We start from the raw sequence: 23,322 nt of genomic DNA, 5'->3' as shown, positions 1-23,322 counted from the left end.
TTTTGACTTTCCCTATCCGGAATCAGTAAAATAATAAGTAAATCATATCGTTCGTATGTTATGAATGCATCTCGAAATGGGGAAATTGACATGGACCATGACAAACTGGAAGCAAATTTGCTGGATCACGCACTTACAAAATACTTGAAAACCACGAAGCAAATAGATGAAGCTACCGTTCCGAAACACGTAAATAATATAAGAGGATTTATTCTGCGGATCATATACAGACATGGGAGCTGCACCATAAAGGATATACTAAAAGAGGTCACACTGTCTCCCTCTGCGACAACCACCGCCCTCAATCATTTAGAGCAGGAGGGTTTTATTGAGAGATCGAGAAATAAAAATGACCGCCGCACTGTATGGATTACGCTTTCCGAGTCGGGCCGGGGAGCGGCTGAGCAAATGATTGAAAACCGCCAGCAGCTGATTGACGGCATGTTTGAACGTGTAACAGCCGAAGAGAAAAAGACGTTCTTAGCGATTGTTGCGAAGCTGACCCAATAGGGATAGAAAAAGCCGGTGCGCGAAGCGCCGGCTTTATAGAGATTATTCCATATCGCTCAGACGTTTGCCTGCGACGGCATAATGGTCTTTTCTCATTTCTTCTATAAACACAACAATTTTTTCTTCAGAAGCACCGGTTGTTTCCTTTACCGCTTCTGTTACTTTCTCGACAAGATTGCGTTTTTGCTCGTCTGTACGGCCTTCGAGCATTTTGACGGTTACGTATGGCATGGGTGCTGAATCCTCCTTTATCTCGTTTCCTCTCTTTAGAAAAAGAGGCTTCTTATAGTATACTGAATAAAGTAAATTCTTGCATTTTTAGAAAGAGGGATATCTCACTTGGACCGTTTTTTATATTATCCGTTATCTTTAATGCCATACCTCGTCATCACGTTAATTGTGTCGTTTACGATACACGAGCTTGCCCATGCTTATGTCGCATACAAATTCGGTGACGATACGGCGAAAAGACAAGGAAGACTGACACTGAATCCTATTAAACACCTTGATCCGTTCGGAACCATTTTGATTCTGGTGGCCGGCTTCGGATGGGCGCGCCCTATTCCTGTCAATCGCCGCTTCTTTAAGAAACCTCGGCTTGCCGGCGTGCTCGTATCTATTGCCGGACCCGTCAGTAACCTGATTCTTGCGTTTATCGGTTTCTTTTTGTTAGTGTTGATGCATGCATACGGAATGGAGCAGCTTGCGGCATTCAGCACGGGACTTGATCAGTTCTTTTCCATTTGGATTCAGCTGAATCTTGTCTTGTTTTTATTTAATCTGCTGCCGCTGCCGCCGCTCGATGGCTATCGAATCATTGAAGATCTCGTCCCGCCGGGGGTTCGTGCCAAGATGACGCAGGCGGAGAGCTACGGCTTTATTGTCTTTTTGGTTCTGTTTGTGACACCGCTCGGATCTTACGTGCTTTGGCCGATGCTCAATGCCGGAAGAGATCAGATTTTAGAGCTGTTTTCAGCGATATTTCAACCGCTTTTGTAGGAGGTAGAACTTATGGAAGAAAAAAAGAAAAAATCAATCGGGTTTAATATTATTAAAAGTGATCCGACAGACGGACACGGCGGTTTTGGCGTAGGGGCACTCAGCTTAGATAACATTTCCCCCGTATTCGTCGATGTAGAGGAAAAAGAAGCGTTCGTTGACATCGGTGCTATGCACGCCCGCAGCACCGTTGAAAAAGGAATTAAATTTCTGCCGAACAAAGAAGAAGTTCCGAACGGCAAACCATACTGGCTTGTCTGGGTGACGATTGACAGAAGAGAAGAGGGGCCTTATTACGCTGGTGTGACAGCCTGTGAACTGACGGTCGACAGAAGCATCAGAAGAGGCTACAAATCGCTGCCTGAGCATGTGAATCTGATGGATAAATCCATGAAACGGAACATTATCATTGATAAAATGGACGACAGCTCGAAGCGTGTGCTCGGCGAGTTTCTGAAAAATCATGATCAGGGCCTATGGGACCGGTCACCAGATGAATTAAAAACAGGCCTGCTTCCGGAAGACCATTAGTTTGTGAACGTTCTGTGAACTTTTAGAAAATTTGTACTATTTTCCGTAAACTTTGAGTAAACTGGTGATACAGAAATAGGACATGGAAAATCCCGAGCCGAACCAAGACTTGGGGTTTTTCATTTTTAGGGTGATAGGATGTACGAAACCATTCGAGTCGGTGATTGGGTGATTAAAGCCGACGTGGAAGAAACGAGAAAGCAATATGAGAAAGAACTAGAGGATATGTGTGGATGCGGTAACTGTCTAAACTACTATGAAGCAGTGAATGAATTGCCGGTCAGAAAATCTCGTGTCTTAGAAGGTTTTGGTCTTATTCCGTCGAAATGCCCGGATATTAGTTATCATGGGATTAAAGATCATTTGCACTTTTATATAGCCAGTTATTTTATCGTTGGCCGTATTGTAGAAGGAAATCAAGAATTGAACCCGGAAAGGATTGATTTGTCGTGGCATGTTTCATTTTCAGTGCCCCAACACAAAATTTACATTCCTAAGGGGTTTCCAAAACCAATTATTCAACTCGATTGCGTTACGCTGCTTCCATGGATTATAGACGAACCATACGAATAACCCGGCCTCCGAGGAGCCGGGTTATTTTTAATGATTCCGCCCTAGCCATTTGTCCCACCACTTTTTAGGGGAAGCGGGGTTTTCTTTGGCTGGAAGCCGGTCTTTTGTTGGTTTTGCGGGTTTTGCCCCATAACACACGTTCGACGGTTCAGTGCCTTTCACAAAATACGTGTAGTGCTTGGCTGCGCAGCCGGGGCCGGACGTGTAGCCTGTTGCCGGATCAATGTACACGCCGGTTACGCCTTTTGGCGGTTTGAAAGCAGTTTCCGGTTCTCCTTTGAGCGCATCCTCCATGAAGTCAGCCCAAATCGTTTTGGCATAGCTTTTTTCTTCGACCGAGTCGATGGTGCTGTTTTTGTCATAGCCCGTCCAAACACCTGCGGCCAGCTGTGGATTAAAGCCGATCATCCAGCTGTCTGCGCTGGTGGTTCCTGATTTTCCCGCATACGTTCTTGTCAGGCGGTTGGCGATCGTCCGTCCGGTTACCGACGTATAGCCGTTTAAATCCGTATCAAACATGCCTGTCATCATACTTGCCGTGACAAAAGCGGCTTTTTCATCAAGCACCTGTTTATGCTGATTCGGGTTTTCGTATAGCACATGTCCCGCCGCGTCCGTGACCCTCGAAATAAAAGTCGGTTCGATTTGCTTCCCGCCATTTGCGAGCATGGCATAGGCGTTGACCATCTCAATCGGGCGCACGGGTTCGGTGCCGAGTGCCAGGGACGGCAGTTTTTGAAAATGAGCAGTGATGCCGAACTCATTTGCCGCCTGTACGAGCTTGTTCATGCCGAGAAAGAGATGTGTTTTCACAGCGTAAATGTTGTCGGAAAGCGCCAGCGCCTGCAGAAGCGTAATCGGCTTGTTGGCATAGTATCCGTTATAGTTGCTTGGAGAATACGTTTCTCCCTGTGCATCAATTTGAAACTCGGTTTCTTCGCTTTTCATTAAGGTGACTGGCGTAAATCCGCTCTGAATCGCTTTGTAGTACAGCAATGGCTTAATCGTCGAAGCAGGCTGGCGTTTCGCCTGTGTCGTCCGGTCAAACGGGCTTTTTTGATAATCCCTGCCGCCGACAAGGGCGAGAACACTTCCTGTGCGGGGATCAATGGCTGAAAACCCGACTTGAATGTCAGAGCCGGCGTTAACTGTTTCGGTAATGGTCTCCTCGGCGATGCGCTGCATCCGTTTATCTACCGTTGTATAGACGTTTAACCCGCTCGTTTCAATTTGCTCCCGCGTCATGCCGAGCTTTTTCTCCACTTCTCTCATCGCATTGTCATAGAAATAAGGGGCTTTTCTCTTGGAAACTTGTTTATTCAAAGGCTGATAGGAAAGAGGTTCTTTGATCAGTTCATTCGCTTTTTTCTGGCTGATCATCCGCTGCTTTTCCATCATTCGCACAATCGTTTTCTGGCGCTCCTTGGCCTTCGTTTCATTGATATACGGCGAATAGCCGGAAGGGCCTTTTGGGATCCCCGCCAATAAAGCGGCCTCCGCATCCGTCAGGTTTTTCGCATGCTTGCCGAAATACAGGCGGGAAGCGGCTTCAATGCCGTAGGCGCCGTGGCCGTAGTAAATCGTATTTAAATAGCCTTCTAAAATCTCTTCCTTAGAATAGTTCTGTTCCAAACGGATCGTGTAGAACGCCTCATTCCATTTTCGTTTCCACGTTTTATCGTGTTCAAGGTATAAATTTCTCGCATATTGCTGGGTGATGGTGCTTGCGCCCTGAACCTTGGCAAATGCTTTCAGATCAGCTAGCGCCGCACCGGCCATTCGTTTATAATCAAAGCCGTGATGATCGTAGAAATTCTGGTCTTCAACCGCCACTGTCGCTTTTACAATTGTCGGATTCATGTCCTTTAAGGGGACCCAATAGCGCTTTTCGCCGTAATTCGTTTCCCCGAGCTTTGAGCCGTCACTCGCATACAAAATCGTGGATTGCGGCACTTGCACGGAGGGAGCGCCTTGGTATTTGGCTATCAAAATGACAGTCATAAACACAGCAGCTGCCGCTAAGGCCGCAAGAGCCCCTAAAAAGATACAGGCGCGGACGGTTTTCAGCGTCAGTCTCAGCCGTTTATTTGTCATTGCATCCACAATGGGTTCCCCCTTTTTTTATGTTTCTACTATTATGAGGAAAAAAGACCGTTTTTAAACATCGCAGAACAGGACGCATCTTTACTTTTTTCCCGCCATCCTCTATACTTTTTCCTTAGGTGAAAAAGAGATTTCAACCGGGAATAAAAGCTGAAAAGACGCTTACAATACATGAATACAGCCTTGAAAGGGAGATGACAATTGAGCGAACTTTGGTACACAGAGAAGCAGACGAAAAACTTTGGCATTACGATGAAGGTTAATAAAACATTACATACAGAACAAACGGAGTTTCAGCATTTAGAAATGGTGGAAACGGAAGAGTTCGGCAACATGCTGTTTTTGGACGGCATGGTTATGACATCTGAAAAAGACGAATTCGTTTATCATGAAATGGTGGCGCATGTCCCATTATTTACGCACCCAAATCCGGAGCACGTTCTTGTTGTCGGCGGCGGTGACGGCGGCGTCATTAGAGAAATCCTGAAGCATCCGAGCGTGAAAAAAGCGACACTTGTTGATATTGACGGCAAGGTTATCGAATACTCTAAAAAGTTCCTTCCTTCTATCGCGGGCAAACTGGATGATCCGCGCGTTGACGTGCAGGTGGATGACGGATTTATGCACATTGCGAAATCTGAAAATCAATACGACGTGATCATGGTGGATTCAACTGAACCTGTCGGACCGGCTGTAAACCTGTTTACAAAAGGATTCTACGCAGGAATCGCAAAAGCGCTGAAAGAAGACGGAATTTTCGTCGCTCAGACGGACAACCCATGGTTTACGCCGGAATTAATCACAAATGTACAGCGCGACGTGAAGGAAATTTTCCCGATTACGAAGCTGTATACAGCGAACATTCCGACATATCCAAGCGGTTTGTGGACATTTACAATCGGATCGAAAAAATATGATCCGCTTGCAGTCGAAGACAGCCGTTTCTTCGAAATTGATACGAAATATTACACAAAAGATATTCATAAAGCGGCGTTTGTTCTGCCGAAATTTGTGAGTGACCTGATTAAATAATGAGGGTATGGCGCAGGAGCGAATCTTGCGCTTTTTTACAGGAAAGCGAGGGTATTATAGATGAGATTTGATGAAGCATATTCAGGAAAAGTATTTATCGCGAGCCGCCCCGAGTGGGAAGGGGCGGACGCCATCCTTTACGGCATGCCGATGGACTGGACGGTCAGCTATCGCCCGGGCTCACGCTTTGGCCCGAGCAGAATCCGCGAAGTGTCAATCGGCCTTGAAGAATACAGCCCGTATTTAGACCGTGATCTGGCTGATCTGAACTTCTTTGACGCCGGCGACATTCCGCTGCCGTTCGGAAATCCGCAGAAAAGCCTTGATATGATTGAGGAATATGTAGACAGCATTTTAGAAAAAGGGAAATTCCCAATGGGTATGGGCGGGGAGCACCTCGTGTCATGGCCTGTCATGAAAGCGATGTATAAGAAGTATCCAGACCTTGCGATTATCCATTTTGACGCACATACAGATCTTCGCGTTGATTATGAGGGAGAACCGCTTTCTCACTCCACGCCGATCCGCAAAGCGGCAGAATTGATCGGACCGCAAAATGTGTATTCTTTCGGAATCCGTTCCGGCATGAAGGAAGAGTTTGAATGGGCGAAAGAAAACGGCATGCACATCTCAAAATTTGAAGTGCTTGAACCGCTGAAGGAAGTGCTTCCGAAGCTTGCGGGCCGTCCGGTATATGTCACAATCGACATTGACGTATTAGACCCTGCGCACGCACCGGGAACAGGAACGGTTGACGCCGGCGGCATCACGTCTAAAGAACTGCTTGCATCCGTCCATGAAATCGCGCGTTCAGAGGTAAACGTGAAGGGCGCTGATTTAGTGGAAGTCGCACCGGTGTACGACCACTCAGAACAAACGGCAAACACAGCCAGTAAAGTCATCCGTGAAATGCTGCTTGGGTTTGTGAAATAACGAAGGGAAAAAACCGCCGATGGACGGCGGTTTTTTATCTTATATCATGGCTCGTTCAGCAATCTCGGTGTCATGTATAAACATGGATGTTACCCCACTCCAAAATAATGCAGCAGCACTTATTGTCAAACAACCGATTAGTAACTTATACTTCAATTTCATACAAATTCACTCCTCCTTGGATGTGCTGTCTGATATCTTCAACTTTCAAAAAATAAGCGGAGGCTTTTTTAAAATCCTCTAATTTATAGTAGTATTTAGCTGCATCAAGGGCTAAATCTTCCATATCAGCGTACATCAATTTACTTTCAAGGAAAAGAAAACATTTATTAATTTGTTCTTCATCAGGACCGGATAAGTGTAAAGATTTTAAAAATTCGAACTTGTGTAGATAAACAGTGTCCTCAGCTTTTAGAGAATGAGCCAATCCCCTATTATAATATTCTTCTGCTTTTAACACATTACCTAAATTATAATATATTTGTGTAATTAAGAAGTATGGCTGAGGAAGGGAATTTATGATTTCTGCATTCTCAAATACAGTTATAGCTCTTACCAAGTGATCCACAGCATTTTGAAAGTCTTTTTGGTTATTATGACAAAGCGCAACATTATATAGAGTTCTTCCCATTAATTGAGGCTGCTGTTCCGCATCAGCCATCGAGAAAGCTTTTTGAAAATGAGATATCGCATGTTCATATTGTTTTAGATCCAAGAAATTTGCTCCAAACAAGGAGTGACACTGAGTAAGCCTTATGTCATATGCAGTCTGATCATTATAAATTTCATACGCTTGTCTAGCATAATCCATTGATACATAAGTTTGTTTCATATAATAGTAAACCTCAGACATCTTAAAGAAAAACTCTGCCTTCTCTATTCGATCCTTAACGAATATCAACTTGCTTTCGGCCTTTTTGAAAAATTTAATGGCCGACAGATATTCCCGCTGGTCAAGCTCATACATGCCCCTGAAGAAATTAAAGTAATAATCAAGGACTCCAGTCAAACGAGCCTGTTTTTTATCAATCTCAACCAGCAAATCAGACAGCCGCGGCTGTTCCTCGATCCGCATTTTCTCTAGTGGTTCAAGGTACTCAAGCATCAGGTTGTGCCGGAATTCCATCAGTGAATAGTACAAATGAAGATCCTGATCTTCTTCCATTTGGTCCAGCTCTTGTTTGATTTCTCTTCGTAAATACTCTGCATCGGGTATGCTGAATCGGCGTATGTACATATACCATTCATTAATCTTTTCTCCGACGGAAGAAGAAGATATGACACCTGTCACGTTTGCAAATCCCTCCCTTCATTATTCTATATATGTCATATTTTATCATCATCATTCTTATGAGAAGCGCAAAAAAACCGCAATCTTTTCTTTCGTTACCCCGCATGTTGGGGATATATTTCAAAAAGAAGCTTTTATCCTCGGCAATTTGTACAAGCAAACACAACACCCTTCCATATTCTGTTATATCTGCGTGAGCAGTGTATTTCTAAAAAGGAAGTGAAGGTATGAGAAAAAACAAGCTTTCCTTTAAAGAAAAAGCAGGAGCCGCACAAGAAGAATGTTTATGTTTTTGTGAGGGAGAAACAAGCCGCGAAGCAATGTTTCAAGCACCGATTGAATTGCCTGAGGGGTTTATCGTTGATCCGGCTGAAGCTGTCGCCAATGTTACGTGGAATGCAGACAGCCTTTCTTGTGTCAGTGAACGTTGCTTAATTGAGAAGGGGCCTGAGCCTGATGAAATCGCTGTTCAATTTGCAGTACGCCTGCAGGGAACTGTTACGCTTCTTGTCAGTGTGTCGCCTGTGCGAAATCAATATGGACAAGGGGACGGGGCTGTTTCCGTCATTCACAATGCGGAGATCAACCAAATCGTCTATTACTCTGATGAACCGGAGGATTGCCCGGATTTCAGTGACATCACGATCGAGAACCTTGTTGTTGTTCCGCCCTTTTACGGCAGTCCTTTATCTGTGACGGGAACGATTGTGCTTGTACCGGAATCGGAACCCGAACCCGTTTATGCGTTTACAGCGAATCCAAGTGATCAATCAGTTTCTGTGATTGATACAAACACTCATACTGTTGTGACGACGATTGCTCTTCCGTACCGGCCGACAGGTATTGAAATAACTCCAGATAAAAGCTCTGTGTTTGTCTTACATCCCAACAATAATGTGATTTCTGTCATCGATTATGACACATTAACAGTAACAGCATCTATTTTGCTGGATCAGCCGCCTCGATCGATTAGATTTATCCCTAATCATGAATTTGCTTATGTTTTCGCCGGTACTGTGATTTATGTGATTGGAATTGATACGTTAGCTGTGGATAGGTCGATTCCTGTGGAAGGGTATGATGTTGCAATTGATCCCAATGGGTTATTCGCCTATGTTCTTGATTTTGGTATAGTGCAAAAAGTGGACCTATCCACCGGTGAACTCATAGGAACGATTGAACGAGAGCTTATCGTATCATCCATAGAAACAGATTCTCCGGAGCGGTATGCGTATGTATTAGAACAAGAATTCTTATTCAATTATCTGACGGTTATTGATTTAAATTCGTTTACGCTCAGCAATACCCAAGAGCTGGAGCCTGACGGCCAATATGTAATGTTTACGAGTGGATCAGAGGTGTATTTACATGACAGCTTCACTGGCAATTTATATTCTGTCAGTCCGAATGGAGCAGGCGTAATAGGAAATCTTCAGCAATCAGCAAGTGACTATGCGTTTACTCCGAATGGCGAATTTCTGTATGCAACTCATGTTTTAGAGCAGAGCATCACTGTTTACAACACGGATGATTACTCTGTGGAGACTGTCATATCTCTTGGGGTTTCACCGGGAGCTATTGCGATTTAATCAACTGCATGCTGTGCATTTCTAAAAGGACGTGAAATCATGAAAAAGAATGATCTTTCTGCTTTACAGGAAAATTGTTTCTGTTTTTGTGATGAGGAAATCAGCCGAGAAGCGCCGTTTCAAGTGCCGATTGACATTCCCGAGGGGTTCACTGTTGATTCTGCCGAAGCAGCTGCGGCGGTTACATGGAGTACAGATCATTTATCATGTATCAGTGAGCCTTGCTTAATCCAGACTGGACCGGAAACAGAAGATATCGGTGTTCGATATGCTGTGAGAATACAAGGGGCCGTTACGCTTCTTGTCAGTGTGTCGCCTGTACGAAATCAATATGGACAAGGGAATGGGTCGGTTTCTGTGATTCATACTGAAGAGATTGATCAGATTGTTTATTATGCAGCACAGTCTGACCGCTGTCCTGATTTCAGTCAAATGACAGTGGAAGATCTTCTCATTGTTCCGCCATTCTACGGTAGTCCGCTTACGGTGACCGGGACAATCGTTTTCCCACCATCGCCAGGTTCTCAATCGTATGTCTTTACAGCCAATTCAGGGGACAGCACAGTTTCGGTCATTGATGCGGCAGCAAACCTTGTTGTTGCAACTATTCCTTTTACGTCTGTGCCAACTGATCTGGGGGTCACGAAAGATAAAGCCTATACGTATGTCCTTCATGGCAATACCAATCTTATTTCTGTAGTTGATAATCAAACATTAACCGTGGCAAATACGATAACCGTCGGCACTGGGCCGAGAAAGATTCAATTTGATCCTGCAGGAGAATTGGCATATGTGATGGCTGCCGGCTCTATTTATACGATTGATCTTGCGCTTCAGGCAGTCAGTGATGTTTTTTCAGTACCCGACGCCGCAGACTTTGCCCTGGATCCGAACGGGCAATTTGTCTTTACTGCTAATACAATTTTCTGGTCAATTGATCAATATGATGTGAATACAGGCCAGCTTGTTGACAGCCTCGTGAATGAGTTTGAATATCCAAGTTTAATTGAAACGCCATATGCCGGAGACTTTGCGTATGTGATGACTGGTGAATTATGGCCGAAGGGTGTAGCGGAGATTAGTTTGTCACCCTTGAGCAGAGAAGGTGACTTTAATCGTTTATTTGAAACTTTGAGGACAATTGTATTTTCATTTGACAATACACGAGCTTATTTTCTAGAACCATATATTGATCCGTCTCTCATTCATAATCTCACTGTCGTCAATACAGCCACAAACGCAATTATTGCGAGTGTTTCTGTGCCCGGCGCCTTTGACCTCGCAGTAACGCCGGACAATCAGTATATTTATGCGGCACAGCCCAACGACAATACTGTGACTGTGTACCGCACGAGTGATTATGCAGCCGTGACGGTGATTCCGGTTGGTACGGGTCCGTCTGCGATTGCGATGTAGCTATTTTATAGATCAAGAGAAGCGGTGCTGCGATAAGAGAATCGGTTATAAATAAATGATCCGATCTGCTGAATCGCAGCCAGAATGATCAGAAACAACAGTTCACTTATGGTAAAACTGAGCATCCACCAAATCCCGGCTCCTGTCAGCACTCCCGCAAGCATTTTTCTGAACAGGGTGCCGTGCTGGAAAAGCTGCACCAAGTACGTTCGCATATAAAACAATAAATACAAAATCAGCAACACCGCAAGTCCTATTGAAACAGCGGGGGGCGTGTGAAGGCGGAAAGGGACGGCTTTGACGATTTCGAACATACAGCCGAATATGATGACTTGGCATAATACAGCAGCCATCACATATGTTTGGCGGACGTTTTTATAGCTGTCACGCAGCGTTTTGACATCTTCTGCATAGCGGCTGCACAATCTGTGATGCTGGAAGTCGCAGCAGCTTTGATGGGACTGTGTGAGTTTCTGAAAAGCTGCTGTCATGTTTTTTACGGATTGGGTGACATAGTGTAGATAGAGAAAAGCGGGCAGCATCAGGACGGAAGCGGTTAAAGCCAGCAGTCCGAGCCGCAAAGCATCATTGTCGATCATCTGTACATATTGGGCCGCGGCTTTGGCGAGGGCCTGAACCCAGCCGAAGGAATAAGCCGCCATACCTACGAGCAGCAACATCACGGTAAAGACAGTGCTTTTTTTCATTGTCCGATCGCCTCTTTCTGTGAAACGTGAATGATCGCTTTTTTAGAAGATGACAATGCATCAATGAGAGACAAGAAATCCTGACTATTCATATCGCGAATGATGCGGTAAACGTCGAGAAACGTGCAATCGCACCTGTCACACTCGGCCGCCCATTCGAAGCATTTACGCGCATAATCGCTGTCATAGATGATCGCATCCGTCAAAGAGCCCTTGCCGTATTGAAGCCAGGCCGCAATCTGTTCTTTCTGCTGTGTGACGTAGTAGGAAGCGACATCGATATAAGCTGAAGAATGAACCCCTTGACTGTGTAGCATCAAAAAACCGCCATCCTCATACAGGTGAGCCTCGGCTGACAAACGATTGATTTCCAGACGATACGTCTGCTGAATCTCTTGAAAAAACGGTGAATCTAATTGAAATAGAATTCGAGACGCAATGTCCCAATAAAGCTTTACCGTCAACAGATCGTTTTGCCCGGGAAGTGCGCCGATCTGCAAGCCGGTCCATGTGTCTTCCATCCGCTCCTCATCACCCAGCACCACTTTTTGTGAGAGGGTTGGAGGGCACGCGGGAATCATTTTCCTTTCTGCTTTATGAACTGGACGTTTTTTCAGCCCAAGGTGAGAAGGCAAAAGGTCTTCCGTATCTTCTGAGCCTCCAATCAAAAACAACGTCATCCGCTCGGGCTGGTAAGCGGCATTGTAGGCTTTCTGTAAATCACGGATGGTCATCGCCTCAATGTCCTCGATTCTGCCTGCGGGATAGACGGCAGCAGGTGAGGCGGGAGAAAGCATGCTGATCAGCTGATAACGGTAAGAGAGTTGATGATTGAGGTGTGCTGTTTCAATTTCGCTTGTAATCACAGCTTTTTCCTGAGTGACAATCCTCTTGTCAAATGAGTGGTTCCATAACGCATCAAGCAGGATGGGGACCGTCTGCGTGAGCCGATCCGGCAATGAGGTAAACATGAAATTAGTATCAGTGTAGGTGGTGAACGCATTTAAAAGCGCGCCGTGCGCAAAAAAATCACTGTACAGATTGCGGCCGTTATGCCAGAAGAGAAGATGCTCTAAAAAATGCGCTGTGCCATACGGGAGCAGCTTGTCGCCAGAATCTTCTTGTAAGCAGACATCACGGCTTCCAAAATCAATTTTCACATTGCACAGCCGCAGATGGGCGCGGGGGAATTTCAATCTGAATATTTTCAGCCCGCTGTCTGTGTATCTGATATCGGTTTGTTCATCCAGCTGTTGAAAGAATGCTTTCTTTTCCATCTCTTCATCCCCTTACTACATGAGCTCCGATATAATTGATATTTGCTATGAATTGTAATAGATCGCGGCACGTAACCGCGGAGATGCCATCCAGCAAGTCTTCTTTTTCACAGGAGAAGCGGCGCAGGATCTCCATATAGGCCAAGAGCCCTTCGGGAGAATCGAATTGCATCAGCATTTCATTGCGTAAAAATTGTTTTGCCTGTTCCAGTTCCCGCTCATCCATTTGAAAATGTGAGACAGCTTCCAAAACGCGCGGGGGAATTTCTTTTTCATGAAGCTGGTTCGTACATATTGAAACAAGCAGCAGATTGTTCATGATGTCGTAACGGGTAATGACATGATAGACAGCCAGATCCTTCTCGCGGAAATGCTTGAATAAAGCGGAATGCCCGTACTTTCCGAGCAATCCGTCTAGCAGCTGAATGTTGATATAATCGCTCTTATCTTTCATCTCCCCGCAGTTAAATCCGAGTGTCAAGACGGAAGGACCTGCTGCGCTGCGTGTTTCTGTTTCAAAAACATGCCGGTTCACGGGTATTCTTCCGGCTGTCACGGCAGACGCTTGCGGGGCATGTCCCGGAATATCACAATCTTGTATATCTCCCAATATGTTCAGCTGTTTTTGCTGGGACAATAAATTAATGATGAAGTCCGTTGTGTCGAGAAACCGTTTAGGATGGATTGCCTGTATCTTGTCTTTCCTGCCAAACATGCCTGTGCCGTACATCGGGTTTCCGAAGGCCTCCTCGACCAAACGGGCCGCCGAGTAGGAGAAGGGATCTGCGAATTTATTTTCGATTTTCAGCAGCAGCTCACTCTTTGCCTTTTCAACGCCGGCGGCTGAAAGGGAAGAGGGGAGGGACATGTCTGCAAATGTTTTCAACAGGGCATCAACATGAAGATTCCTGTTATATAGCGGGTGAATGAAACGGGTTCCGCAGGTTTTCAGCTGCTGATCAAAAAAGAGATTTGCTGAATACATAAAGCGGCTTCCGGCAGCATAACCGAAAGCGTCAATGATTTGCTGCTTCAGGTGTCCGGCGGCGCCGTAAAAATAAATCGTTTCTTCTTCAGGTTCCGCCGCGCTTTCGATCGGTTTCAGAAAGCTTGCGGCGATTGAGATTGTTGAAAATTGATGAGTCTTCAGCAAATTAACTTCCAAGCCGTTCTCTTTTGCTTGTATCAAAGAAACCACCATCCTGTTTTTGCAGGTAATAGACTATGATCAGCCCGGCAATCGGAATGACCGCCAAGGAGACAGCGGTGCCGGCTAATGTGGCTAAGAAAAGGGGAAGACAAAATAGATAAGACCGGTATTTTGAGAATCCGCTCCAGAGCTGCTGCTCCGTTTGCCAGCCGAAGAACGGCCTTTTTTCATCAGCGGTTAACCGGATCAATGCTCCAGCTAGCAACAATTCAATACACTGCATAAAAGTGAGGGCTGAAATCGGGCGGCCGCTGATGAAGCCCACAATCATAGCGACAAGGAGAAATCCGCCTGCCAATAGGCCTGAGTAAAAGCGATATTTTGCCCAAAACATCGTTCTCCGTTTAATCGGAAGCGTGATCAGCAGCATCCGATCGTTTTTTTCAATAGAGTACAAAAGGGCGATCGGCGAGCAGATCAGCAGAAGGGCGGAAATCACAATATAAATCACCTGCTGATCGAAGATGCCGGTGTTCAACATCTGGAACGAAAAGAAGCCGCTGAACGCCGCCATCACCACGTAATTTAACAGCATTGCTTTAGTAGACATAAATCGGTTCCATTCTCTCTTGTAAAACGAAAATTCAGATCTCCGCATAAAAGAATGCATCTTGCTCTGTTGCGGAGGCGCCTGCAGAAAGACAGGAAAATCAATGAGCACCGCCCATAGCATGTGAACCGCGCATAGCGGGATCGTGACGGCCGGCATAAAAGCGGCGCTGAGGCATACACAGGCGAATACCGCCGCATGCAGGAGAAACATCCAGTTCTTCTTTTTGACGAAATGGTTGCTCAGCACAACACCGAATAGAATCGAATAAACGGTAAAAAACGAAAATCTGCCGAGCCAAAACAATGTTTGCGCCCCTGACAGCGTTCCGTTTCCAAATAAGAACAGCGGTAAAATAAAAAAGAATAACGTTCTTCTCAAACAGGTGTCCACAAACAGAACGACACTCTGGGCAAGCCAAAAGCTTCGTGAAGAAATCGGCAGCAGGCAGCTCAGTTTCATATAAGATTCCTTCCATTGAGATGCCACGGAAAGAAACACCATATATCCGTTCATCAAGAGAAGCGCGAGTAGGATATATGTTTTTTCCAATACCGATTCGTCAATACCGGCCTGGCGGATCAGCCCGATTTCAAACACAGCCAGAATCACAAGCCCTGCGGCAATGCGGATGACGTCCTTTTTCCCTTGCCGGCTATACAGTTGTTTGAACAGCAAAGACATGATGGGGAATATGTTATTCATGTCCGATCACCTCGAAAAATTCCCGCCGCAGATCGGTCTCCTCTCCAATCGGAATGACCTTTTGGATCTGTTTGTTGTGCAGAATGGCCGCATAATCACAAAATCTCTGCACAACATCGAGCAGATGGGAAGAAAACAAAATGGTTCCGCCTGCCTCACAGTACTCGCGCATTTTCTGATAAAAGACCTCTATCGATTCCACATCCAAACCGACGAGCGGCTCATCCAAAATAAACAGGGGAGCCCGCAGCAATAAGCCTGTCATCAACACAACCTTTTGCCTGTTCCCCAAGGACAGCTCCGAAATTCTCCTGTTGATGTATTTTGAAAAATGAAAGGCTTCAGCCAAATTGGTGAACTGCTGCTCTGAAAAATCCTTTTGATAAAGCGAATGGACGAAAGACACATAGTCCTTCGCCGTAATTTCTGTAAACAGCAGCGGATAATCGGCGGCGAAGTAACGGTGAATCTTCAGTTGATCTGATGTTTTCTGCGGCATACCGGCCTCCGCTTCAATGCCGCACAGCGTAAAGCCCCCGCTGTAATTGCGGTTCACTCCTGTAAGTGTATTGATCAGTGTTGTTTTGCCGGCGCCGTTTACCCCAAGCAATCCGTAAACGGCGCCTTTTTCTAAGTGTAAATCCACGTGTTCTAAGATGACGTTGTCCCGTTCATACCAAACGGATACATCGTGTATATCCAAAATGCTCATCGCGAATCAGCCTTCCGCGCGCGCATCCCGAAAAGAATGGCAATCGCAATGAAGATCACCGTAAATAGATAATCGCTTTTGACAAAATAGACGACTGCGCCGATGACAAAGATAAATGAAAGGATATACAGTAAAATTCTTCTTTGTGCTGGTGACAAATCGTTTCCCTCCTAAATAAGCTGGACCACGTCTTCTAATTGTTCATTTTTCGCCCAAGAGCAAATGTTTTTCCGGTGATATTTGTTAGCGTTCAGCCCTTTTAAGTAACAGCCTCCGCAATAGCCGCTAAACGGGCATTTGTCTTTCATGCAATGCTCGCTGAACCGCGGCGCCTGCGCTTGCCACAGTTTATGGACGAGAGGGGAGTTAAAGATGCTTTCATATGAATCATGAAAAATATTTCCCAATGAAAATTCCTTCGGAAAGAGCGCGCACGGACGTACTTCTCCGAACGGGCTGATCACAATGGACTTCCAGCCAGCACCGCAATTTGCCGCTCGTTTTCTTTCATAAGGAATAATCGGAATCAGATCTTTAAACTCATCAATGACATGTTGCTCGTATTCCATAAATTTGCGGTGCTGCTCGGCATCTTTTGTGGGGTGGACAATATCTCTGCCTCTTCCGAAATCATCAACCCAATTGTAAGAAAACGCCTTCGCCCCGAGATCCCGAACCTTTTGGGCCATATCGTGGATTTCCCACATGTTTTTTTCGAAAACGGACATGGCGACTCTGACAAATATACCGTGGTCACTCAACAATTTTATCGTTTTACAAGTTTGGGCAAAAGAGCCTTTTCTCCCTCTAAAGGAGTCATGGACCTCGGAGTTCACACTATCGAGAGAAATGCCGACAATGATTTTTTGCTTATACGCTTTCAAAAGCTCGAGGCTTTCTTTTCGCATGAGTGTTCCGTTCGTTAAGACAGCGACCTTTTTGAACCTTTTGCACACATAGTCAAGGATCTCATTGGCGTTCGGATGGACAAAAATTTCTCCGCCCGTGATTTCGCATGTCAATACACCGTTGTCAAACAGCATATCAGCCGTTTTCTTGAATTGCTCAATCGACACGGTGCCGAGCGCTTCCGGAGAGCTTTCCAAATAACAGTGGGCGCATTTCAAATTACAGCGGTGCGTCAGCTCAAAGGTGGCGTGCAGCGGCATCGGAAATTCGTTGCTTCCGCTCGTGGTGATGGTTTGGCTGCTGGGCCGATTTCCAAGCTGGATGACTTGCTTATTGAGGAGCATGTTGAGCATGTCGTAATACCAGTCCTTATGGTCTTCCGGTGATTCATCGTACACTGCGCATTGATCAGCCAAAATCTGAGCAGCTGTTTTTTGCCCCTCCATTCGCATGCAAAGCTCGTAAGCTGTTTTGTTAAGATCCAAATATTCAAAGTCAGAAATGGAGACATTATCCCGCAAGTAGTCGATTTCTAGCACGCCGCCCTCAGGAAGCTGGTGAACTCTTACACTTTCATTAATAAATGGAAACATTTGCTCTGTAAACAAAATACCATCCCCTATACATATGATTCAAATGAAAAACGATTGTGTATGTATAACTAAGAGGTAGATTTTAGTTAAAAATTGTAATTTACTTAAAAAGGGCATAGCAGAAAGACTATGCCCTTTTGGAGAACCTTATCCCCATAGACCGAATAGACCTGTAGCACCGGCAATTTCAAAATCAGGGATAGGACCGTCCACTAGACAAACGGCTCCGATCGAGCATGTCGCACAACCTTTGTTTTCTACAATGACTGCTTTTTTCATCATTGGATCCTCCCTTTTTGTTTTTCTAGCAGATCTATGTTGTGCTTTTATCATAAAACTAATAAATTACCAATTCAATACATATATATTGAAGAAAATGTGAAATAGAAACGGTAGATTTCGGAAAAGTGTAACATTTCCTGAAGGTAACTAATAATATGATTTTCTCTTCTATTAAGGAAATGCTTTTATGAGGTTTATCTTCAAATCTGATGAGCAATGATGGTAAGATAGAAGCAGTTGAAGTTTACAAACCGAATGATTATACTATTCAAGTCAAAGTGGAATGATGAAAAGGACGTGTCAAAATGAAGCAAGAGACACCGATAACACTCCATGTGAAGTCTGTGATCGGGGATGACGGAAACCAGGAAGTCATCGAATTCCGCACCACCGGATTTTACTATGTTAAACAAAATAAAGTGTATCTATCTTATTATGAAGAACACGACTTAGGCAAAGTAAAAACGATTGTGAAAGTAAGCGAAGGCGAAGTGCTGGTCATGAGGTCAGGCGCGGTCAAAATGAATCAGCGTTTCGTAACGGGAGCTTCCACAATTGCCAAATATAAAATGTCATTTGGTGAGCTTGAGCTGAAAACAAGCACAAAATCAATTCAATCTGATCTCGGTGAAGAAAAAGGCCGTATCAGCATCGCATATGACATGCATGTCGGAGACGAGCAGCAGCATTTACATCATATGACGATCACGTATGAGGGAGGAACTCACGCATGAACATTGCGGAACAAATGAAGGACGTGCTGAAAGAAGAAATCAAAGCGGCCGTTCTGAAAGCGGGGCTGGCTGAAGAAAGCCAGATTCCGAATGTCGTTTTAGAAACACCGAAAGATAAAACACACGGCGATTATTCAACAAATATGGCGATGCAGCTGGCGAGAGTCGCAAAAAAAGCGCCGCGCCAAATCGCTGAAGAGATTGTCGCTCATTTTGATAAAGGAAAGGCTTCGATTGAAAAACTGGATATCGCCGGCCCGGGTTTTATCAATTTCTATATGAACAATCACTATTTAACGAAGCTGATCCCGTCTGTGTTAAAAGCGGGAGAAGCGTACGGGGAAACGAATATCGGAAACGGTGAGCGAGTTCAGGTAGAATTCGTATCAGCGAATCCGACGGGAGACCTTCACCTTGGCCATGCGCGCGGTGCGGCTGTCGGCGATTCTTTGTGCAATGTGCTTTCAAAAGCGGGTTACGATGTGAGCCGCGAATACTACATTAACGATGCGGGAAACCAAATCAACAACCTTGCGCTTTCTGTTGAAGTCCGTTACTTTGAAGCGCTCGGCTTGGAAAAAACGATGCCGGAGGACGGCTACCGCGGCGAGGATATCATTGCGATCGGAAAGCGTCTCGCTGAGGAATACGGCGACCGTTTCGTTAATGAAGAGGAAAGCGAACGCCTCGCATTTTTCCGGGAATACGGCCTGAAATACGAGCTGGAAAAGCTTCGCAAGGACTTGGAAAACTTCCGTGTGCCGTTTGATGTGTGGTATTCCGAAACATCGCTGTACCAAAACGGAAAAATCGACAAGGCGCTTGAAGCGATCCGCGAAAAAGGCCATGTTTATGAAGAAGACGGCGCGACTTGGTTCCGCTCTACGACGTTTGGCGATGATAAAGACCGCGTATTGATCAAGAAGGACGGCACGTACACGTACCTTTTGCCTGATATCGCATACCATAAGGACAAGCTTGATCGCGGCTTTGATAAGCTGATCAACGTTTGGGGAGCCGATCACCACGGCTACATCCCGCGTATGAAAGCGGCAATCGAAGCGCTGGGCTATGAAAAAGGAACGCTTGAAGTAGAAATCATTCAGCTTGTTCACCTTTACAAAAACGGCGAGAAAATGAAAATGAGCAAACGGACGGGTAAAGCGGTAACGATGCGCGACCTGATTGAAGAAGTCGGCTTGGATGCCGTGCGTTACTTCTTTGCGATGCGCAGTGCGGATACGCATATGGATTTTGACTTAGATCTTGCTGTATCAACATCTAACGAAAACCCTGTGTATTACGCGCAATACGCACATGCCCGTATTTGCAGCATGCTTCGCCAAGGGGAAGAGCAGGGACTAAAGCCGGCGACGGATCTGGATTTCAGCCATATTCAATCAGAAAAAGAATATGACCTGCTGAAAACGATCGGCGGCTTCCCAGAGGCAGTGGCGGAAGCGGCGGAAAAACGAATTCCGCACCGCGTCACAAATTATATTTATGATCTGGCTTCTGCTTTGCACAGTTTCTATAACGCGGAGAAAGTCATCGATCCTGAAAATGAAGAGAAAAGCCGCGAGCGCCTGGCATTAATGAAGGCCACGCAAATTACGCTGAACAATGCGCTTCAGCTGATCGGCGTATCGGCTCCGGAAAAAATGTAATCATGATGAAAAGACAAAGTCTTCGGGCTTTGTCTTTTTTTTATATGTAAAACGTGTGATGTAATTCACAATCCTGTTTGCCGAGTTTTTGTATGATAGGACTGATTATTGAATCATTGAAAGGAGCAAGCCGAATGTTCAACCGTCAACATATTCAATTATCGTTACAGTCATTAAGCTTGGTGGCAGGGTTTATGGTTTGGGTGCTGATTTCATCACTCATTAGCCAAATCACATTAGATATTCATTTAAGCAAAGGCGAGATTTCTATAGTGACGGCGATTCCCGTGATCCTCGGGTCGCTTCTCCGCATTCCTTTAGGGTATTTAACGAACAGGTTTGGCGCGCGGCTGATGTTTATGATCAGCTTCATCCTGCTTTTGTTTCCGGTGTTTTGGATCAGTATCGCGGATTCTATGTTTGATTTAATCGCAGGCGGTTTTTTCTTAGGGATCGGGGGGGCAGTATTCTCCATTGGGGTGACATCCCTTCCGAAGTATTATCCGAAAGAAAAGCACGGTTTCGTCAATGGAATTTACGGGGCCGGAAACATCGGAACCGCGATTACCACATTTGCGGCGCCGGTTATCGCCCAGACTGCGGGATGGAAAGCAACCGTGCAGATGTATATGGTTCTGCTGGCTGTTTTCGCATTGCTGCACGTTTTGTTTGGCGATCGGCATGAGAAGAAAGTAAATGTTTCCGTAAAAGCTCAAATCAAAACCGTTTACCGAAATCACGTCCTCTGGTTTCTAAGCCTGTTTTATTTTATTACGTTTGGCGCCTTTGTCGCCTTCACCATCTATCTCCCGAACTTTCTGGTAGCGCACTTTGGTCTTAATCCTGCGGACGCCGGTTTGCGGACGGCCGGCTTTATTGCCGTCTCCACGCTGCTTAGGCCTGCGGGCGGATTCTTGGCTGATAAATTGAGCCCGCTCCGCATCCTGATGTTCGTTTTTGCGGGACTTACATTATCAGGCATTATCTTATCGTTCTCGCCGACGATCGGCCTTTATACGTTTGGGTCAATAACGGTGGCGGTCTGCTCAGGTATAGGAAACGGAACCGTTTTTAAACTGGTGCCTTTCTATTTTTCAAAGCAAGCGGGGATTGCCAATGGTATTGTGTCTGCCATGGGAGGATTAGGCGGTTTTTTCCCTCCGCTGATATTGGCGAGTGTATTTCAGGCAACAGGCCAATACGCGATCGGCTTTATGGCGCTTTCGGAAGTGGCGTTAGCCAGCTTTGTCCTTGTCATTTGGATGTATTGGCAGGAAAGAATGAAAATGCACACGGAGAGAAACAGCCAGAGCGTCAGCTAACACTGGTCATTCACAAGATTGTTAGTTTTTTCTCGATGGGTGCAAAACAATTCACGTTACAATAAACATACGCAACGTGACTTTCTTCGAGGTGAGCGCATGAATTTTCTCTCTGTCCGACCATCTGATAGTGATCTTATTTCCAGCGATCTGCATGAATTGCTGGAATCGATCAGTACGAAAAGAAAAATGGAAAAACACACGTATTTGTTTCGGGAAGGAATGGATGCAGAAGAGCTATATCTTATTCAATCAGGACTCATTGAAATCGGCAAACTGACATCTGACGGAAAAGATCTGACCCTTAGAATCTGCCAAAAAAATGATATTGTCGGGGAATTAACACTTTTCACTGAAGAACCGAGATATATGCTCAGTGCAAAGGTGCTAGAGGATGGCGAGGTGCTCGTCATTAATAAAAACAAGCTGGAAAAGGAATTAATCCAAAACGGTGCTTTGACATTTGAATTTATGAAATGGATGAGCACCCACCTTCGGAAAATCCAGTCTAAAATCAGGGATCTGCTTCTTCACGGCAAAAAGGGGGCGCTCTACTCCACTCTTATCCGTTTATCGAACAGCTACGGGGTGGAACGAAGCGACGGCATTCTGATTAACATCGCGCTGACAAATCAAGATTTGGCAAAGTTTTGCGCGGCGGCAAGGGAAAGCGTCAATCGTATGCTCGGAGACCTCCGCAAACAAGGGGTGATTTCGATAGACGAATCCGGAAAAATTATTTTGCACAAGCGGGACTATTTACGATGTGAGATCGAGTGTGAAAATTGTCCGCTGGAGATTTGCAATATTGACTGAAAAAACCAAGGGCCGCCGGCGGTCCTTGGTTTTTTATCTAGATGATAAACAAACACATGACGGCAAAAAAGAAACAGGCATTCACGATTTCCAGAATGCCGATCGTTTTCGCGGGCCAATCCCTTCCGTGAAAAAACCATGCCCGCAAACTGCTTGGGATAAAAGCAAGAAATGCCCATCCTGCTCCGAGTAGAGCGGATAAAAAGGGGAGCAGCAGGTGATATCCCCATGAATAGTATGCAAAAAACCTGTTCTTTCTCTCCCGGATCACCGACTTTACATAAAAAGAACTCCCGATAAAAAATAAAGCAGATTGCAAGAAAATAAACCAAGCCCAGCCGTCAAGGGTTCCCGCCCCCAGCCAGCAGCTCGCAAGCCCGCCTGAACAAAAGAACAAGACACCCGCAATATCATTCACTAGTGCTCGTTCGTTTTTTCGGCGGGCATAATACGTATGAATGAGAAAAAGCGGAAATAAAGAAACGCCAACCCAGATGAGCGCAGGCTTATAAAAGACAGGGATTATCAAAAAGCAGCAGGCCGGAACACCGTAATAACATATCCACTTTTGATAGGATTTAATCTGTTTCTTCTTCATGGCGAGTGTGATGGGGCAGACCATCAAGTATAGGAAAAGCAAGCCTAGGAAAAGCGGAAGATGCCAGAAAACGGGACCTCCTTTGACCATCCCAAGCAAAAATGGAATCAGCAGCATCGCCCATGCGCCGTGCTGCTTCGGAATCAGCGCCTTCATCGAAATCCTCCTTTTTTATTTGATTATAAATGCAGTCACTCTCCTGATAAGTGACATACATCATACAGGCTGTGAAATACATCACTGCCGTACAGGCTCAATCGAGC

General features: G+C 45.4%; 24 protein-coding genes and 1 pseudogene. 12 read left to right on the top strand and 13 right to left on the bottom strand.

From position 1 onward, the window contains the following. Positions 1-90: 90 nt before the first annotated feature. Positions 91-510, top strand: coding sequence for a MarR family transcriptional regulator (locus tag ABZM97_RS19490; protein ID WP_087992753.1), 420 nt, complete (start codon positions 91-93; stop codon positions 508-510). A 42-nt stretch (positions 511-552) separates the two neighbouring features. On the opposite strand, the gene ABZM97_RS19485 is transcribed toward ABZM97_RS19490, so the two are convergent. Continuing rightward, positions 553-741, bottom strand: coding sequence for a 2-hydroxymuconate tautomerase (locus tag ABZM97_RS19485; protein ID WP_003222038.1), 189 nt, complete (start codon positions 739-741; stop codon positions 553-555). Positions 742-849: 108 nt separating this feature from the next. Between ABZM97_RS19485 and ABZM97_RS19480 the strand changes: the two genes are divergently transcribed. The 3 genes from ABZM97_RS19480 to ABZM97_RS19470 all read left to right on the top strand — a co-directional run bounded on the left by ABZM97_RS19480 (position 850) and on the right by ABZM97_RS19470 (position 2,613). After that, complete coding sequence (locus ABZM97_RS19480) at positions 850-1,509, top strand: site-2 protease family protein (protein ID WP_087992752.1); 660 nt, start codon at positions 850-852, stop codon at positions 1,507-1,509. Positions 1,510-1,521: 12 nt separating this feature from the next. Next, positions 1,522-2,040, top strand: coding sequence for a YwhD family protein (locus ABZM97_RS19475; RefSeq protein WP_087992751.1), 519 nt, complete (start codon positions 1,522-1,524; stop codon positions 2,038-2,040). Positions 2,041-2,178: 138 nt separating this feature from the next. Further along, entirely contained in the window at positions 2,179-2,613 is a 435-nt protein-coding gene (locus ABZM97_RS19470; protein ID WP_087992750.1) for a hypothetical protein, read from the top strand. 27 nt (positions 2,614-2,640) lie between these two features. On the opposite strand, the gene ABZM97_RS19465 is transcribed toward ABZM97_RS19470, so the two are convergent. Further along, positions 2,641-4,716: a transglycosylase domain-containing protein gene (locus ABZM97_RS19465; RefSeq protein WP_202327903.1), complete on the bottom strand. Its 2,076-nt coding sequence runs from the start codon at positions 4,714-4,716 to the stop codon at positions 2,641-2,643. Positions 4,717-4,917: 201 nt separating this feature from the next. Between ABZM97_RS19465 and speE the strand changes: the two genes are divergently transcribed. Together speE and speB are read left to right on the top strand one after the other, a co-directional pair. Continuing rightward, on the top strand, positions 4,918-5,748 hold the full coding sequence (gene speE / locus ABZM97_RS19460; protein ID WP_003222027.1) for a spermidine synthase: 831 nt from the start codon (positions 4,918-4,920) through the stop codon (positions 5,746-5,748). 60 nt (positions 5,749-5,808) lie between these two features. Next, positions 5,809-6,681, top strand: a complete 873-nt coding sequence (gene speB / locus ABZM97_RS19455) for an agmatinase (protein ID WP_202327904.1) — start codon at positions 5,809-5,811, stop codon at positions 6,679-6,681. A gap of 145 nt (positions 6,682-6,826) precedes the next feature. On the opposite strand, the gene ABZM97_RS19450 is transcribed toward speB, so the two are convergent. Beyond that, positions 6,827-7,972, bottom strand: coding sequence for an aspartate phosphatase (locus ABZM97_RS19450; RefSeq protein ID WP_087992747.1), 1,146 nt, complete (start codon positions 7,970-7,972; stop codon positions 6,827-6,829). Positions 7,973-8,199: 227 nt separating this feature from the next. On the opposite strand from ABZM97_RS19450, the gene ABZM97_RS19445 reads away from it, so the two are divergent. Next, a complete protein-coding gene (locus ABZM97_RS19445) occupies positions 8,200-9,561 on the top strand; it encodes a YncE family protein (RefSeq protein WP_087992746.1) in 1,362 nt (453 codons plus the stop codon). Between the two features lie 39 nt (positions 9,562-9,600). After that, on the top strand, positions 9,601-10,977 hold the full coding sequence (locus ABZM97_RS19440; RefSeq protein ID WP_087992745.1) for a YncE family protein: 1,377 nt from the start codon (positions 9,601-9,603) through the stop codon (positions 10,975-10,977). Positions 10,978-10,982: 5 nt separating this feature from the next. On the opposite strand, the gene ABZM97_RS19435 is transcribed toward ABZM97_RS19440, so the two are convergent. The 9 genes and pseudogenes from ABZM97_RS19435 to sboA form a co-directional block, all read right to left on the bottom strand. Further along, positions 10,983-11,684 carry a bacteriocin biosynthesis protein AlbG gene (locus ABZM97_RS19435; protein ID WP_087992744.1) on the bottom strand — a complete coding sequence of 234 codons (702 nt, stop codon included), beginning with the start codon at positions 11,682-11,684 and terminating at the stop codon, positions 10,983-10,985. Then, positions 11,681-12,961 (bottom strand): pitrilysin family protein, encoded by a 1,281-nt coding sequence (locus tag ABZM97_RS19430; RefSeq protein WP_087992743.1) that lies wholly within the window; start codon positions 12,959-12,961, stop codon positions 11,681-11,683. The genes ABZM97_RS19435 and ABZM97_RS19430 overlap by 4 nt, the downstream gene beginning before the upstream one ends. Before the next feature lie 4 nt (positions 12,962-12,965). Next, positions 12,966-14,126, bottom strand: a complete 1,161-nt coding sequence (locus ABZM97_RS19425) for an insulinase family protein (RefSeq protein ID WP_367387508.1) — start codon at positions 14,124-14,126, stop codon at positions 12,966-12,968. After that, a complete protein-coding gene (gene albD / locus ABZM97_RS19420; protein WP_367387071.1) occupies positions 14,116-15,426 on the bottom strand; it encodes an antilisterial bacteriocin subtilosin biosynthesis protein AlbD in 1,311 nt (436 codons plus the stop codon). The genes ABZM97_RS19425 and albD overlap by 11 nt, the downstream gene beginning before the upstream one ends. After that, positions 15,419-16,138, bottom strand: a complete 720-nt coding sequence (locus ABZM97_RS19415) for an ATP-binding cassette domain-containing protein (RefSeq protein WP_087992741.1) — start codon at positions 16,136-16,138, stop codon at positions 15,419-15,421. Before ABZM97_RS19415 ends, albD begins: the two co-directional genes overlap by 8 nt. Beyond that, a complete protein-coding gene (albB, locus tag ABZM97_RS19410) occupies positions 16,135-16,296 on the bottom strand; it encodes an antilisterial bacteriocin subtilosin biosynthesis protein AlbB (RefSeq protein ID WP_087992740.1) in 162 nt (53 codons plus the stop codon). The genes ABZM97_RS19415 and albB overlap by 4 nt, the downstream gene beginning before the upstream one ends. 12 nt (positions 16,297-16,308) lie before the next feature. Next, complete coding sequence (gene albA / locus ABZM97_RS19405) at positions 16,309-17,655, bottom strand: subtilosin maturase AlbA (protein WP_202327910.1); 1,347 nt, start codon at positions 17,653-17,655, stop codon at positions 16,309-16,311. Positions 17,656-17,679: 24 nt separating this feature from the next. Further along, positions 17,680-17,831: pseudogene (locus ABZM97_RS19400) on the bottom strand (bacteriocin biosynthesis protein). After that, positions 17,788-17,919 (bottom strand): subtilosin A, encoded by a 132-nt coding sequence (gene sboA / locus ABZM97_RS19395; protein WP_087992738.1) that lies wholly within the window; start codon positions 17,917-17,919, stop codon positions 17,788-17,790. Before sboA ends, ABZM97_RS19400 begins: the two are co-directional and overlap by 44 nt. A gap of 308 nt (positions 17,920-18,227) precedes the next feature. Here sboA and ABZM97_RS19390 point away from each other — a divergent pair, with 308 nt between their 5' ends. The 4 genes from ABZM97_RS19390 (at position 18,228) to fnr (ending at position 22,461) form a co-directional block, all read left to right on the top strand. After that, complete coding sequence (locus tag ABZM97_RS19390; protein ID WP_087992737.1) at positions 18,228-18,656, top strand: DUF1934 domain-containing protein; 429 nt, start codon at positions 18,228-18,230, stop codon at positions 18,654-18,656. Further along, complete coding sequence (gene argS / locus ABZM97_RS19385) at positions 18,653-20,323, top strand: arginine--tRNA ligase (RefSeq protein ID WP_333516379.1); 1,671 nt, start codon at positions 18,653-18,655, stop codon at positions 20,321-20,323. Before ABZM97_RS19390 ends, argS begins: the two co-directional genes overlap by 4 nt. Before the next feature lie 134 nt (positions 20,324-20,457). Next, complete coding sequence (gene narK / locus ABZM97_RS19380) at positions 20,458-21,645, top strand: nitrate transporter NarK (RefSeq protein WP_087992735.1); 1,188 nt, start codon at positions 20,458-20,460, stop codon at positions 21,643-21,645. 99 nt (positions 21,646-21,744) lie between these two features. After that, on the top strand, positions 21,745-22,461 hold the full coding sequence (gene fnr, locus ABZM97_RS19375) for a fumarate/nitrate reduction transcriptional regulator Fnr (RefSeq protein WP_087992734.1): 717 nt from the start codon (positions 21,745-21,747) through the stop codon (positions 22,459-22,461). 37 nt (positions 22,462-22,498) lie between these two features. On the opposite strand, the gene ABZM97_RS19370 is transcribed toward fnr, so the two are convergent. Next, positions 22,499-23,215 (bottom strand): YwiC-like family protein, encoded by a 717-nt coding sequence (locus ABZM97_RS19370; RefSeq protein ID WP_202327913.1) that lies wholly within the window; start codon positions 23,213-23,215, stop codon positions 22,499-22,501. Between the last annotated feature and the right edge of the window lie 107 nt (positions 23,216-23,322).

The organism is Bacillus vallismortis (genome assembly GCF_040784915.1).
Taxonomy (GTDB): domain Bacteria; phylum Bacillota; class Bacilli; order Bacillales; family Bacillaceae; genus Bacillus; species Bacillus subtilis_G.
Note: the sequence above shows the minus strand (reverse complement) of the source record. Positions and strands in the feature narration are given on the sequence as shown.

Coding starts and splice junctions, on each gene's coding strand:
- ABZM97_RS19490 (WP_087992753.1), top strand. CDS start 91: ATGGACCATGACAAACTGGAAGCAAATTTGCTGGATCACGCACTTACA.
- ABZM97_RS19485 (WP_003222038.1), bottom strand. CDS start 741: ATGCCATACGTAACCGTCAAAATGCTCGAAGGCCGTACAGACGAGCAA.
- ABZM97_RS19475 (WP_087992751.1), top strand. CDS start 1,522: ATGGAAGAAAAAAAGAAAAAATCAATCGGGTTTAATATTATTAAAAGT.
- ABZM97_RS19470 (WP_087992750.1), top strand. CDS start 2,179: ATGTACGAAACCATTCGAGTCGGTGATTGGGTGATTAAAGCCGACGTG.
- speB (WP_202327904.1), top strand. CDS start 5,809: ATGAGATTTGATGAAGCATATTCAGGAAAAGTATTTATCGCGAGCCGC.
- ABZM97_RS19445 (WP_087992746.1), top strand. CDS start 8,200: ATGAGAAAAAACAAGCTTTCCTTTAAAGAAAAAGCAGGAGCCGCACAA.
- ABZM97_RS19440 (WP_087992745.1), top strand. CDS start 9,601: ATGAAAAAGAATGATCTTTCTGCTTTACAGGAAAATTGTTTCTGTTTT.
- ABZM97_RS19435 (WP_087992744.1), bottom strand. CDS start 11,684: ATGAAAAAAAGCACTGTCTTTACCGTGATGTTGCTGCTCGTAGGTATG.
- ABZM97_RS19430 (WP_087992743.1), bottom strand. CDS start 12,961: ATGGAAAAGAAAGCATTCTTTCAACAGCTGGATGAACAAACCGATATC.
- albD (WP_367387071.1), bottom strand. CDS start 15,426: ATGAATAACATATTCCCCATCATGTCTTTGCTGTTCAAACAACTGTAT.
- ABZM97_RS19415 (WP_087992741.1), bottom strand. CDS start 16,138: ATGAGCATTTTGGATATACACGATGTATCCGTTTGGTATGAACGGGAC.
- sboA (WP_087992738.1), bottom strand. CDS start 17,919: ATGAAAAAAGCAGTCATTGTAGAAAACAAAGGTTGTGCGACATGCTCG.
- ABZM97_RS19390 (WP_087992737.1), top strand. CDS start 18,228: ATGAAGCAAGAGACACCGATAACACTCCATGTGAAGTCTGTGATCGGG.
- argS (WP_333516379.1), top strand. CDS start 18,653: ATGAACATTGCGGAACAAATGAAGGACGTGCTGAAAGAAGAAATCAAA.
- narK (WP_087992735.1), top strand. CDS start 20,458: ATGTTCAACCGTCAACATATTCAATTATCGTTACAGTCATTAAGCTTG.
- fnr (WP_087992734.1), top strand. CDS start 21,745: ATGAATTTTCTCTCTGTCCGACCATCTGATAGTGATCTTATTTCCAGC.
- ABZM97_RS19370 (WP_202327913.1), bottom strand. CDS start 23,215: ATGAAGGCGCTGATTCCGAAGCAGCACGGCGCATGGGCGATGCTGCTG.